The organism is Bartonella sp. AU18XJBT, assembly GCF_028618595.1.
Taxonomy (GTDB): domain Bacteria; phylum Pseudomonadota; class Alphaproteobacteria; order Rhizobiales; family Rhizobiaceae; genus Bartonella.
On record NZ_JAQITE010000003.1, the window covers coordinates 57,872 to 71,420 of the forward strand.

The following is a 13,549-nucleotide window of genomic DNA, read 5'->3' on the forward strand; positions in this document are numbered from 1 at the left end:
TTTACACTATGCTCTTAACCTATTTCTCTATTCAATAGGAGCAATCAGCATGTTGCTTAATACATAAATTCTAACACTCCTCCTATAACAAAAATTGTAAACTTTCAAAAACTTATAAAATTGAAAGGATCAAAATTATCGCAAAGAAATCAAAACACAAAGGATCACAACTTTAACATATGTTAATTATCAAGCTGTTATTAAATGAGAGCATAAAAAGCCTCTTTTAAAATAGATATATCTGCATTTGGTTTTGTCGCATCATTTGATAATATTTGTCTCCATCGACGTGCCCCACCCCGCCCATGAAATAAACCAATCATGTGACGCGTCACATGAGAAAGGCGCCCCCCCGATGCAATATGTTGAGCCGCATAATCACACATAACCTCAATAAGATCGCTCTCACTCAGATTATTTTGCGCCTCATCATAGAGTTCAAAATCAATATGTTTTAACAAAGCTGGATCATGATAAACTTGGCGACCAAGCATGACAGCATCACAGAACGTTAAGTGTTCTTTGATCTCATCAATTGATTTAATTCCACCATTTATCCCAATGAATTTATGGGGATATTTACGTTTTAATTTATAAACCCTTTCATAATTAAGGGGCGGAATATTGCGATTTTCTTTCGGACTCAATCCTTGTAGCCATGCCTTGCGTGCATGTATCCAAAGTGCATCACATCCAGCATTCCAAACCTGATTAGCCAAAAGATCTAACGCTAACTCTTCATCTTGTTCGTCCACTCCAATCCGACATTTGACAGTTACAGGTATAGTAACCTCTCGTTTCATCGCTTCCACGGCATTTGTTACAATGTCTGGGTGTAGCATCAAACAAGCCCCAAAAACACCTGCTTGAACACGATTTGATGGGCAACCAACATTGAGATTTATTTCGTTGTAGCCAAAATCTTCAGCAATTCGTGCAGCTTCTGCTAATTTTTTCGGATCTGCTCCCCCTAATTGTAAGGCAACTGGACGTTCTTTATCGCTAAAAGCCAACAATTGTTCGCGAACACCATGAATGACAGCATCTGCGACCATCATTTCCGTATAAAGAAGTGCTTTTTTCGTTAAAAGACGATAAAAAAACCTGCAATGTCGGTCTGTCCAGTCCAACATTGGTGCTACTGCAAATTTTATAGGCGATGGAAGGTTGTAAAATATCATGAGGGCATTACTCTCATATCCCTATAGCTCTCTCTTTACACATAGAAAAATACTTGCTTTTAGTTTACGGAAAGTTTTGCTCTCTTATACTATCATGAATATAACAACAGCCCATTATCTTCAATTGATATAAAAGTTTACTACAATCAATGATGATAAAACACAATATCGCATTTCTCATAGATTAGTGTTCAGGTATATAAACATGAAAAAAGAAGATTTTTACTATAATATAAAAAACTCATTTACAAATTCTTCTTACGCTCATCAAGCCTCTATCCTTACATGATTTAGCACAACATTTAAGATAATAAATGATAAACTAACACATTATACAATTTTTCATGATAGATTTAATTTTCTTTAGATTTTTTTTAACTTATTGTGCAAATAAACGCTACAGAAAGTAATTTTATCTTCTCCTTAAGAAAAAACAAAAATCCTTATCTCATACGAATCTGATTATAAATCATTTTTCTCAATGAGTTATTCTTGGTAATATTCCTGAATTTCACTTTATAAGATAGACAAATTTCATTCTAAATATTCTATCTAATTTTGCCATTTTATGATTCTTGCAAAAAAACTAAAATTAGGGCATAGACGACTATTGTCTTTATTAATACGTATGACTAACATTCGTATCTTTTGGAGGAAAATATTTTTCCATATTGCAGATAAAATCTGTAGAATGAAATGATCATAAACGTTGTTCAATCTCTTGTTGGCTTTGCATATAAGAAGAAAGAGCATCAACCTCTTGTTCATTAAAGAGGAGACCAAGTTTTGAACGACGCCATAATACATCTTCACATGCTTTAGCCCATTCTTTTTCCATCAACCATTTTACTTCTACTTCATAAAGCCCATGTCCAAAATATTTTCCTCTATTTGCCTTACCATGTGCAAATATCACCAATGCTTCCGTACCATAGGAGCGTGCAAGTCTGCGATGTGTAAAAGCATCTAAATCTGGCATCAAAAGAGCAATCCTATTTTCGATTATATCTAATTGATTATAGGGAAAGTCACCCCCTGGAAGTACTGTCTTAGCCGTCCATGATACTCCCTTTTTACCAAGCGCTTTTTCAACAAATTGCATCGCATCTTCAGCCAACTTACGATAAGTTGTAATCTTTCCACCATAAAGATTAAGAATCTTTGGTGTTCTTCCTGTTCCCATTTCTTTTAAAACATAATCGCGCGTAATTTCTTGTGCTTTTGAAGCTCCATCATCATAGAGTGGACGAACTCCAGAGTAAGACCAGACAATTGTTTCAGGCAACACTGGTTGTATGAAATATTCACTGGCTGCTGCACAAATGTAATCAATTTCTGTATCAGTAATATGAACGTCAGCCGGATCTCCTTGATAATTACAATCTGTTGTTCCAAGCAAGGTAAACTCTTCTTGATACGGAATAGCAAATATAATACGTCCATCACCATTTTGAAAAATATAAGCACGATCATGAGTATAAAGCTTAGGAACCAAAATATGAGAACCTCTAACAAGTCGTACTGGTGGATGTTCTTTACAGTCTAATATATTTGCCAAAACATGATCAATCCAAGGTCCTGTCATATTCGCAACATAAGAAGCTGTGACACTATATTCTTTGCTACTTAACTTGTCTTGCAGAACGATACGCCATTTATTGTCTTCTTTTTTTAAAGAGAGAACTTCTGTTCGTACTTTTATATCAGCGCCCCATTTTTCTGCATCACGAGCATTGCCAATAACTAAACGCGCATCATCTACTCTTGCATCAGAATATTCAAAACCTCTTTGATATTCTTTCTTCAGGGTAGAGCAAAATTTTTTTGAAAAATTAATTGTTTTACTGCGCCATAATTTCTGATTCCAATTCCCTAAATAATCATAAATAAAAAGTCCAAAACGCAACATCCAAGCAGGGCGCAATTCTTTATGATAAGGAAGAAGAAAACGCAAAGGACGCACAATATGTGGAGCCATACGTAAAATGATCTCGCGTTCTTTCAATGCTTCACGAACAAGTTTGAACTCATAGTGTTCAAGATAACGAAGCCCACCATGAATAAGCTTTGTTGACGCACTTGAGGTCCCAGATGCAAGATCGTTCATTTCAGCCAATCCCACTTTAAATCCGCGTCCTGCTGCATCCCTTGCCAATCCACACCCATTTATCCCTCCCCCAATGATAAACAGTTCATAATGTGTTGTGGTTTTCATAATTTCACTTTTCATTATTCTAAGTTTGTTTCTCAGTACTCAATAAAGCAATAGGAAAAAATAATACAAGTGTTCTTTATTGTATTATCAATGTACTTTTCCTAAAATAAACACGCACAAAAAGCTTTTGATAGCCTTATACATCAAAACAACATTTGACAAATTAAAGAGATTTTTTTTATCTTTTACAAAACATAATCCTTGCCAAGCTACGGTTCATCATATGAAATCTTTTTAGAGAAAAATTGATGTTTTTTCTCATTTTTAAATACACACTATAGCTAAATGCTTTATTGCACATAGATAGCGCTTTTCATATAGTTCACTCAATGACACCCTAGAAATATGAAGGTATACAGATGACTTATCACTCTCAAAACTCGAAAATAACACTTCTTTCAAAAATTTTAATCCCAGTTATGTCGAGTATTTTAATCTTTTTACCTTCTTTATCAAACGCAACATCACACTCAAAAACAGAAAATCATTTAAGCTTAGAAAAGCTTAAAACACAACTTTTGGAAGATTCTAGCTTTTTATCTAGGCTTAAAGAAAAAGTGGTACCACATACTGATTCTCATCATATTCAACAAATTGTCAGAGAGTATCTTCTTACTCATCCAGAAATTCTGATTGAAATGCAGCTTATTCTTCAAGATAAACTGGAAAAACAGAATGAATACGAAAACCAAATACAAACTTCTGTCATTCATTTATTAGAAAAAGAAATTTTTCATTCTCCTCATGACGCTGTTTTGGGAAACCCAAATGGTAAAAGAGTGCTTGTCAATTTTTTTGATTACAACTGTGGATATTGTAAAACTTCCTATTCACATATAGAAGACTTGATAAAAGAATATCCAGATTTAAAGGTTATTATCAAGGATCTACCAATTTTAAGCTCTGATTCTATAGCGGCCCATACTGTCGCCTACGCATTTCGGAAACAATTTCCAGAGAAATATCCTCAGTTTCACAAAACGCTTTTAGTGTATCAGGGTCGTGCAAATGAAGCTAAAGCTATTAAAGTAGCTGTTTCATTAGGAGCAGATGAAAAAAAACTACGTAATGCAATAAAAGATCCCACTCTGCAAAACGCTTTTAAAGAAAATATCCAAATTGCCTCTAAACTTCATATTACGGGAACACCTTCTTACATTATTGGTAATAAAATATTCATTGGCGCAGCTAGGCAAGATACTCTAAAACAAGCGATAGACAATACACGGTGAATACCTGATCAGTTTTAGACAGAATACTGTAAATGAGGTAATTTTATGCTTTCTCTTTTTTGATAACCGGCTTATAAGTGCAATTTTGCGTAAAGCAAATACGAGTTTTAAATTGCAAAGCATAATAATTTAAAGGAAATAAAAATCTTTAAAGCCTCAAAAGATGTCATCCCTAATCTAGAGATATTCTGTCATAAAATGAGATAATGACGATCTTCATTGATCAAGGAGTTAGAAATAAAATGGCAATAAAAAAAATGGATTCGGCAAAAACCGCAATTGATACAAAAATTATTCGTGATCTTGCTGAAATTTTGAATGATACAAATTTAACGAACATTGAAGTTGAACAAGGTGAGCTTCGTATTTGTGTCTCACGCCAAAATACCTCCACTTCTTCTGAACAAGCAATCTATCCTCCTGTTTCTACTCCGACTTTTTCTGTACCATCTTCTCCAGTCCCAACGGCTGAATCTCCTATACAATCTATCCAAGAAGATAAATCAAAAAACACAATAACCTCTCCTATGGTTGGAACAGCTTATCTTGCACCTTCACCAGGCGCGCAACCTTTTGTAGAAGTAGGACAAAATGTTTCTGAAGGAGAGACATTACTTATTATTGAAGCCATGAAAACAATGAATCAAATTTCATCACCACGCTCAGGCACAGTAACCACTGTTCTTGTCAAAGATGGCCAACCTGTTGAATTTGGCGAACCACTTATTATTGTTGAATAAAGCGAGGGGACAACCATGATTCGAAAAATCCTCATTGCTAATCGGGGAGAAATTGCTCTTCGCGTTTTACGTGCATGTAAAGAACTTGGCATAAAAACCGTAGCTGTTCACTCTACCGCTGATGCAGATGCAATGCATGTTCGTCTTGCTAACGAAAGTGTTTGTATTGGCCCTCCTCCTGCTCGTGATTCTTATTTGAGTATTCAGCAAATTATTGCTGCTTGTGAAATTACAGGAGCTGATGCTGTTCATCCTGGTTATGGCTTTCTTTCTGAAAATGCAAAATTTGCAGATGTTCTAGAAGCCCATGATATTACATTCATCGGTCCAACAGCTACTCATATCCGAATCATGGGCGATAAAATCGAAGCAAAGAAAACCGCCAAAAAACTTGGTATTCCTGTAGTTCCTGGTTCAGATGGAGCAGTTACTGAAGAATCAGATGCTTTACGCACTGCTCGTGAAATTGGCTATCCAGTTATTATCAAAGCTTCTGCCGGTGGTGGTGGACGCGGTATGAAAGTCGTTCATTCTGAACAAGAATTTTCTATAGCTCTCAAAACAACACGTTCAGAAGCGAAAGCTGCTTTTGGTGATGACGCTGTTTATATAGAGAAATATTTAGAAAAACCCCGTCATATTGAAATTCAAGTCATAGGTGATGGTGCGGGAAATGCTATTCATTTAGGAGAACGCGATTGTTCACTTCAACGACGGCATCAAAAAGTATGGGAAGAGGCTACGTCACCTGCACTTAATGAAACTGAACGAAAAAAAATTGGTAGTATTGTTGCAAATGCCTGTGCCCAACTTGGATATCGTGGAGCTGGTACTATTGAATTTCTTTATGAAAATGGCGAATTTTATTTTATTGAAATGAATACGCGTTTACAAGTCGAACATCCTGTAACTGAAGCTATTACAGGTATAGATTTAGTCCATGAACAAATCCATATTGCATCAGGCTGCAAGCTTTCAGTGACACAAGATGATGTCTGTTTTTCTGGTCATGCCATTGAATGCCGTATTAATGCAGAAGATCCTATTAACTTTACGCCATCACCTGGAACTATTACACATTTTCATACACCTGGAGGTTTAGGGATTCGTGTTGATTCTGGCGCTTATTCAGGTTACCGTATCCCTCCTTATTATGATAGCATGATTGGCAAGCTGATTGTTCATGGACGTACCCGTTTAGAATGTATGATGCGTTTACGGCGTGCTTTAGACGAATTTGTCGTGGATGGGATAAAAACTACACTACCTCTTTTTCGCGATCTTATTAATAATCAAGATGTTGCTGATGGTAATTATAATATTCACTGGCTAGAAAAATATCTTGCTCATCAATCAAAGTCTTCAGATTCGTAATTCGATAGCAAAATGGTGAATTCTTATAAAAGATTCTATAAGATATCAGCATAAGGATAATTCCAACCTTCTTGTAAAAATTGGTAAAAGAGGAAATAAGTTGGTTATTTTTTTATTTGTTATATAGTTTTCTTTTAATATGTACAAAATTTGATAATTTTCTGTTTTCCTTTTTTGTAAGTTTGTGCTAACTCCTACATGGTTACGCCCTTATAGCTCAGTTGGTAGAGCACCTGATTTGTAATCAGGGGGTCGGGAGTTCGAGTCTCTCTGGGGGCACCATATGCTTTTTTAATTACGTGCAGCTTATTCATTTTCCGAGCATTTTTAAATTCAGGAGAAGATAGAGATGGGCGTGAATTTAAAAAACGTGTTATTTTTATCAAATTTCTTTTTTAATGCTTTAAATTCAGCTAATTCCTACCAAGGAAAATATTAGAATTTAAGTTTCTAATGAATGCTAACAACTCCATAACATTGGCAAAATTATCCGGTGAGCCATTATTAAAAGAATCAGATAGTTTTTTTTAAGCTCTTTCCACAAACATTTTCTTCAATAAAGCCACCTAATGCATCAGTCTTAACTTTAGGAAAGATATAACCAAAGTCTTTTAAAGCTTTAATGCGATAAAGAGTGTGATTATAAAATACATGTGTTTCATTTTTTAAAGCAAATTCTTTTCTTTAAAAAGATTATAGCCTTCTATCTAACAGCATTTTCTGCTGTAAAATTCAAATTATCTATCTGCTCAACTAAAAGAACTTTTATTGTTTAGTTTTTATGCTTTTTTCAAAGAGATGTGGGCTTTCAAGAATAAGTTTTTCTCGTGCTTTCTGTAACTGTTTAATGACTTCATCAATCTTTGATGAAGAACAAAAAGATTCTTGGCTATTCAACAAATGCAGCCTCTCCTTTCCCTCATATAAACATTGCATCTGAGATTGAAGTATTCTAACTTCTTGAAAAAAAAGACGTCCTGTTTCCTTAAAACCATTGTTAAGTGCAAAAAGTTGATCGGAAATGGATAGCAGAATCTGTTTAAAAAAACGCTCATTTTCTTGGCGTTTACGATATTCTAAAATAAGAGCATGGCTTATCTCATCTAACTGTTTTTTTGTAGAATCAATTTTACGCAATAAATTTGGTTTTTCCCCCATATCACCTTTTCTCACCTTCACAAGCATAGCATGAATATCTAACAACTTAATTGCGGAATGAGATAAATAATCAACAACTGTAGGTGTATTAATATAGCGTTTCCGTGCAATCATCACAAACTCACCTAATGACTGTTTTTACATTCATCCCGCTATTTATTTTCTATTTTACAAAGCCATTCTAAAGAAAGTGCTAAAAAATATTACCTCCAATGCATTATTCGATGGAACCTCTTCTCTCTTTTCACTATCAACGTGGAATCCTTGGAGAGAGAAAACGTACAGGTGTATAAAGGATAAGATGTGTTGTTTTCTCCAACACGCTACTACCATCAGCAAGAAGGGCTTGACTAGGTGACAATTCTGTACCTTGCATAATTGTGGAAGCCAAAGAACCTTCTCGAGAAAGAGCCATCAACGTTGGCGAAGATGCAAAGACATTGTGTGCTCCCCCATCCACATGAGAGAAATCAAGAACAGCTATTCCATTTTTACGCAACATTTCAATATCTGAGCCATCGCCCACACGATGATGTCCACCGGTAAGACGTCCTGAAACCGCGAGAGCTTTATCCGCTCTGGATACTAAAATAGCTGTTGGCTGCGGAAGTTTTTTTATATCATTAAGTTGGCGCTCAAATACATCAACATCAATGTCTGGTGCCGCCATTAATAAACTTGTAATACGACGAATAGGCTTATATTTTTTCTGTAAGGCTAAAGTTCTAAATGCCTCCATTATAACAAAATTGCCCATAGAATGCGCAATAACCGAAATCTGATCAGCATTGGTTTCACTAATAAGTGTTAAAAGCTCTATCAATCCGTCACGGGCAAAATTAGCACTGTCACGATCATAAATATAAAGAGGAACAGATCCGGCAGAAGGCCAAGAATAATGCACAGCGACAACATTTAAAGAATAATCGTGTGTAAACTGTGCTGTACGAAATGTACCATCTGCAAAATTATTATTATACCCATGGATAAAAAGAAAAATTTCTCTTTTTCCTTTTGGCTTTTTTGCTAAAGCAGCATTTAATTGCTGTTTAAACTGTTCTTTATTATCGTATTTTTGCAATGCTACTGCTGCAAAATACTTATCATGCGTAGGTTTATACGCATTTATTTCAACAACTCCCTTTACATGTTGCTGAGGAATTCCTACATCAATGCGATTATAATGAACTTTATTTGATCTCTCTGCACCATAAGGTTGAGCGTAATTATTTTGCATCATACGACTTGTTGCAACATACACTGGAACGATGGCTTTTGGAGAAACTGGTTTCCCTTCAACTTCCCTTTCTACGGCAGTCATAGAAGGTGTTGCATGCACCCCATGCCAAAGTACAGCACGTGAATCACTACATGCTGACAATAAAGAAATACAAATAAGAAGTGTTAAATATCTCAAAATCATTATACTTCTCACAGCAATGTCACCCCACCTTATAAAAATATAACATTTCAAATGCATAGATAAAGTAATAAAAAACGAAACTTTCTTAGAAACACAGCAACAAATAACATATAACAAAGATTTTTCTATAATGCGTATAAATACCCTCTCTCTAAATAAATTCATGTCATTATGGAGGACTCACTGCTAACTGGTGCGGTCGAGAAGACTCGAACTTCCACGGGTTGCCCCACAGCGACCTCAACGCTGCGCGTCTACCAATTCCGCCACGACCGCACGTGGAAAGAAAAAATTTGGTTTTTAGCCTTTAACAAATCATAAAGAAAGGTACAAGCCAATTTCCTCTTTCTCATAATTTATTTTTATCCGGATGCTTTATAACCTAATAGAGATTACTAAGAATATGGGCTTTACTATGATCTTTGAATCATCATCATAAAATGTGCTTGTGCAGCTTGATCTTTTTCATAATAACCATGAAAGTTTTTTGTAATTGTTGTAGAGCCCTGTTTTTGGATTCCTCTCATAGCCATACACATGTGTTCAGCCTCAATCAATACTGCTACACCATGAGGCTTCAGATACGTTTTTAACGCGTGAGCCACTTGCGCTGTCATAGCTTCTTGAGTTTGTAAACGACGAGAAAAAATATCTACAACACGTACAATTTTTGAAAGGCCAACAATTTTTTCATTCGGAAGATATGCTATATGTGCTTTCCCAATAATTGGGATCATATGATGCTCACAGTGTGAATAAAAAGGTATATTTTTTACGATTATGGCTTCATTGTATCCTGAAACCTCTTCAAAAACTGTACCTAAGGTTTCTTTAACTGATTGACTATAACCATTAAAAAGCTCGCGATATGCCTTGGCTATACGTTTTGGAGTATCTAAAAGCCCTTCTCTATTTGGATTTTCCCCTATCCATAAGAGTAATGTACGAATCGCTTCTTCCACCTCTTCAATACTCGGACGCTTTTCTTCAGATAAATTCGCGTCTTCTTTAACAACATTACGCATTCAAAAACTCCAAGCTTACTCTATACAAAGCATTTGCTCCATACCTATTTCATTTTGTATAATCTCTATATAAGCGAATTAAAAGTTTAAACAATCACGACTCTCAAAATTTCAGGCAATAGCGTATGATTGATAATATCTATAATGATAAAATACTTAAATATGCTGCACATATAGGAAAAATTGGGCGTCTTAATAATCCTGATGCAACATCAAGAAAACATGCACATCTTTGTGGTTCAACAATCACTGTAGATTTAAAAGCGGAAAATGGTATTATTACGGATTTTGCCCATGAAATACATGCATGTGTACTAGGGCAAGCTTCGGCTTCACTTTTAGCATCTCATATCATCGGACAAACAACACAAGATCTTAAAATATTGCGTGAAGTTATATATCAAATGCTAACACAAAATGGTCCTTCTCCTCAAGCTCCATTTGAGGATTTTTCTTGCTTACAGCCCATTAAAGACTATAAAGTGCGCCATGCAGCAATACTACTACCCTTTGATGCAACAATAGACTGCATCCAAAAAATTGAAGAAAAATAAATGTTTAAATCACAATCTCGACAAAAAAAATTGACTCGAAATTACACAGGCACGTGGCAAAAAACACCCGGACGATTATTGGGTATTTTCTTAATACGTTTCTATCAGATAACTCTTTCGAGTCTTATAGGCAATCAATGTCGCCATGCCCCGACTTGTTCAGAATATACATATGAAGCGATTGCACGCCATGGGCTTTGGGCTGGTGCATGGATGGGACTCTTTCGTATCATACGTTGTGGTCCCTTTGGAACAGATGGCTTTGATCCAGTGCCTATTTCGCTTGGAAATTCTTGCTGTTTTTATAAACCTTGGCGTTACTGGAAAATTTCTGACAAACACAACAAATAATCCTTTTCTTTTTTCGTATGTATTGATAAAAAATCAGTCTATAAGCTTTTTACTCAATTTTCACGAAACCATCCGCAATCGTTAGCGGAATTGGATTAAAAGGGTGTTTTTATGTCTTGCTCTATTTCTCTTTTTTTCCCCGATGGTTCAAAACGTAATTACCCCGCCGAAATGACAGGCTTGGAATTAGCAGAATCCATTTCTAAATCACTCGCAAAAAAAGCAGTCGCCTATAGTCTTGAGGGTATTATACGAGACTTATCGGATCCATTGGAACAATCTGGTCAAGTAGAGATTATTACCCGAGAAGATTCACGCGCTCTTGAGCTCATAAGGCATGATTGCGCCCATGTCCTTGCTGAAGCAGTGCAAGAACTCTTTCCGGAAACGCAAGTAACAATAGGTCCTGTCATTGAGAATGGATTCTATTATGATTTTGCACGTCAACAACCTTTTACATTAGATGATCTCACCGTCATTGAAAAGAAAATGCGTGAAATTATCCAACGCAATAAACCTTTTAGAAAAGAAATTTGGTCTCGTGAAAAAGCGAGACAAATTTTTTCTGAGAAAAAGGAATTTTATAAAGTTGAACTTATTGATAGCATTCCTGAAAATCAAGATTTGAAAGTCTATTATCAAGGTGATTGGTTTGATCTTTGCCGCGGACCGCACATGCAATCTACAGGACAAATTGGGAATGCTTTCAAATTAATGAAGGTCGCAGGAGCTTATTGGCGTGGTGATGCTAATAATCCAATGCTCACGAGAATTTATGGAACAGCATTTGCAAATGAAAATGACTTAAAAGCCTACCTCCATATGCTAGAAGAAGCTGAAAAACGTGATCATCGCCGCTTGGGACGTGAAATGGACTTATTTCATTTTCAAGAAGAAGGGCCAGGAATGATTTTTTGGCACAAAAAAGGTTGGAAAATGTTCCAAAATTTGATCAACTATATGCGTAGACGCCTTGATGATCATCAATATGCTGAAGTTAATGCACCACAAGTTCTTGATAGGTCACTCTGGGAAATATCTGGCCATTGGGGCTGGTATAAAGAAAATATGTTCAAAGTCATTCCAGCAGCAGAAGATTCAGATCATAGGAATGTTTATGCCCTTAAGCCCATGAATTGCCCTGGTCATGTGCAAATTTTTAAACATGGTTTAAAATCTTATCGTGATTTGCCTATTAGACTTGCTGAATTTGGACTTGTTCATCGTTATGAGCCTTCAGGCTCTTTACATGGTCTTATGCGTGTGCGTGGTTTTACGCAAGATGATGCACATATTTTTTGTACTGATGAACAATTAGCCGATGAATGTCTCAGTATTAATGATCTTATTTTATCAACTTATGCTGATTTTGGTTTTAAAGAAATCAGTCTTAAACTTTCAACACGTCCAGAAAAACGAGTTGGGTCTGATGCATTATGGGATCATGCAGAAAGTATCATGGAATCTGTCCTTAAAACAATTAAAACAAAATTTGCAGGACAAATCAAAACAAGCATCCTTCCAGGTGAAGGAGCATTTTATGGTCCAAAATTTGAATACACATTAAAGGATGCTATCGGTCGTGAATGGCAATGTGGAACAACACAAATAGACTTTAATCTCCCCGAACGTTTTGGTGCATTCTATATTGATAAAGATTCAGAAAAACGTCAACCTGTTATGATCCACCGTGCTATTTTCGGATCAATGGAGCGTTTTCTTGGTATATTAATCGAAAATTTTTCTGGACATATGCCACTTTGGCTTGCTCCTGAACAAGTTGTTGTTGCAACAATTACATCTGAAGCAAATGAATATGCTCAAAAAATAACGGCAAAACTTAAAGCTATAGGGCTTTCCGCAACAATAGATCTCCGCAATGAAAAAATTAACTATAAAATACGAGAACATTCTTTACAAAAAGTCCCCGTAATTTTGGTATGTGGTAAACGTGAAGCTGAAACAAACAGCGTAAATATGCGCCGCTTAGGAAGTACAAATCAAACCCTTTTATCTGTAGAAGATATGATTAAACAACTCTTAAATGAGGCAACACCTCCGGATTTGCAACGTGTAATAAATGCATAACATCACAGAAGATGGTAATACGTTAATTTTTTTACTATAAATCTTCAATTTTTGCACAAAATGAAACGATTTGATGTTGTCGTGCATTTTGCTTTTATACACAATTACCGAACACCAGAAAGAAGCACGTGATCATTCTTTACAAGGTGGATTGGTGAAAAATTGAATGTACGCTATGAGCTGTTTAAATGTAAAAATCATAGACAAT

At 35.7% G+C, this 13,549-nt stretch carries 11 protein-coding genes and 2 tRNA genes; 7 read left to right on the forward strand and 6 right to left on the reverse strand.

What is annotated here, in order from left to right:
• Window positions 1-200: 200 nt before the first annotated feature.
• Both dusA and glpD read right to left on the reverse strand, forming a co-directional pair.
• A complete protein-coding gene (dusA, locus tag PVV60_RS01790; RefSeq protein ID WP_273722695.1) occupies window positions 201-1,181 on the reverse strand; it encodes a tRNA dihydrouridine(20/20a) synthase DusA in 981 nt (326 codons plus the stop codon).
• A gap of 700 nt (window positions 1,182-1,881) precedes the next feature.
• Complete coding sequence (gene glpD, locus PVV60_RS01795) at window positions 1,882-3,414, reverse strand: glycerol-3-phosphate dehydrogenase (RefSeq protein WP_273722774.1); 1,533 nt, start codon at window positions 3,412-3,414, stop codon at window positions 1,882-1,884.
• Between the two features lie 341 nt (window positions 3,415-3,755).
• On the opposite strand from glpD, the gene PVV60_RS01800 reads away from it, so the two are divergent.
• From PVV60_RS01800 to PVV60_RS01815, 4 genes are all read left to right on the forward strand, one after another.
• Window positions 3,756-4,628: a DsbA family protein gene (locus tag PVV60_RS01800; RefSeq protein WP_273722696.1), complete on the forward strand. Its 873-nt coding sequence runs from the start codon at window positions 3,756-3,758 to the stop codon at window positions 4,626-4,628.
• Window positions 4,629-4,870: 242 nt separating this feature from the next.
• The gene (gene accB, locus PVV60_RS01805; RefSeq protein WP_273722698.1) at window positions 4,871-5,368 is read left to right on the forward strand and encodes an acetyl-CoA carboxylase biotin carboxyl carrier protein; all 498 of its coding nucleotides are present in this window, start codon (window positions 4,871-4,873) and stop codon (window positions 5,366-5,368) included.
• Window positions 5,369-5,383: 15 nt separating this feature from the next.
• Window positions 5,384-6,742 (forward strand): acetyl-CoA carboxylase biotin carboxylase subunit, encoded by a 1,359-nt coding sequence (gene accC, locus PVV60_RS01810; protein WP_273722700.1) that lies wholly within the window; start codon window positions 5,384-5,386, stop codon window positions 6,740-6,742.
• A 206-nt stretch (window positions 6,743-6,948) separates the two neighbouring features.
• Window positions 6,949-7,024, forward strand: a tRNA-Thr gene (locus PVV60_RS01815).
• A 483-nt stretch (window positions 7,025-7,507) separates the two neighbouring features.
• Here PVV60_RS01815 and PVV60_RS01820 read toward each other — a convergent pair.
• From PVV60_RS01820 to folE, 4 genes are all read right to left on the reverse strand, one after another.
• Complete coding sequence (locus PVV60_RS01820) at window positions 7,508-8,014, reverse strand: hypothetical protein (protein WP_273722702.1); 507 nt, start codon at window positions 8,012-8,014, stop codon at window positions 7,508-7,510.
• A 136-nt stretch (window positions 8,015-8,150) separates the two neighbouring features.
• A complete protein-coding gene (locus tag PVV60_RS01825) occupies window positions 8,151-9,323 on the reverse strand; it encodes an alpha/beta hydrolase (RefSeq protein ID WP_273722703.1) in 1,173 nt (390 codons plus the stop codon).
• A gap of 191 nt (window positions 9,324-9,514) precedes the next feature.
• Window positions 9,515-9,599: transfer RNA gene (locus tag PVV60_RS01830), tRNA-Leu, on the reverse strand.
• Window positions 9,600-9,736: 137 nt separating this feature from the next.
• Window positions 9,737-10,348 (reverse strand): GTP cyclohydrolase I FolE, encoded by a 612-nt coding sequence (folE, locus tag PVV60_RS01835; protein WP_273722704.1) that lies wholly within the window; start codon window positions 10,346-10,348, stop codon window positions 9,737-9,739.
• A 125-nt stretch (window positions 10,349-10,473) separates the two neighbouring features.
• Between folE and PVV60_RS01840 the strand changes: the two genes are divergently transcribed.
• The 3 genes from PVV60_RS01840 (at window position 10,474) to thrS (ending at window position 13,341) form a co-directional block, all read left to right on the forward strand.
• On the forward strand, window positions 10,474-10,902 hold the full coding sequence (locus PVV60_RS01840; RefSeq protein WP_273722705.1) for an iron-sulfur cluster assembly scaffold protein: 429 nt from the start codon (window positions 10,474-10,476) through the stop codon (window positions 10,900-10,902).
• A complete protein-coding gene (gene yidD, locus PVV60_RS01845) occupies window positions 10,903-11,253 on the forward strand; it encodes a membrane protein insertion efficiency factor YidD (RefSeq protein WP_273722706.1) in 351 nt (116 codons plus the stop codon).
• Window positions 11,254-11,364: 111 nt separating this feature from the next.
• Window positions 11,365-13,341 carry a threonine--tRNA ligase gene (thrS, locus tag PVV60_RS01850; protein WP_273722707.1) on the forward strand — a complete coding sequence of 659 codons (1,977 nt, stop codon included), beginning with the start codon at window positions 11,365-11,367 and terminating at the stop codon, window positions 13,339-13,341.
• The last annotated feature ends 208 nt before the right edge of the window (window positions 13,342-13,549 follow it).

Bases quoted from the DNA above. Each gene is read 5' to 3' on its own strand.
- dusA (WP_273722695.1), bottom strand. From the start codon at position 1,181: ATGATATTTTACAACCTTCCATCGCCTATAAAATTTGCAGTAGCACCA.
- PVV60_RS01800 (WP_273722696.1), top strand. From the start codon at position 3,756: ATGACTTATCACTCTCAAAACTCGAAAATAACACTTCTTTCAAAAATT.
- accB (WP_273722698.1), top strand. From the start codon at position 4,871: ATGGCAATAAAAAAAATGGATTCGGCAAAAACCGCAATTGATACAAAA.
- accC (WP_273722700.1), top strand. From the start codon at position 5,384: ATGATTCGAAAAATCCTCATTGCTAATCGGGGAGAAATTGCTCTTCGC.
- PVV60_RS01820 (WP_273722702.1), bottom strand. From the start codon at position 8,014: ATGATTGCACGGAAACGCTATATTAATACACCTACAGTTGTTGATTAT.
- PVV60_RS01825 (WP_273722703.1), bottom strand. From the start codon at position 9,323: ATGATTTTGAGATATTTAACACTTCTTATTTGTATTTCTTTATTGTCA.
- folE (WP_273722704.1), bottom strand. From the start codon at position 10,348: ATGCGTAATGTTGTTAAAGAAGACGCGAATTTATCTGAAGAAAAGCGT.
- PVV60_RS01840 (WP_273722705.1), top strand. From the start codon at position 10,474: ATGATTGATAATATCTATAATGATAAAATACTTAAATATGCTGCACAT.
- yidD (WP_273722706.1), top strand. From the start codon at position 10,903: ATGTTTAAATCACAATCTCGACAAAAAAAATTGACTCGAAATTACACA.
- thrS (WP_273722707.1), top strand. From the start codon at position 11,365: ATGTCTTGCTCTATTTCTCTTTTTTTCCCCGATGGTTCAAAACGTAAT.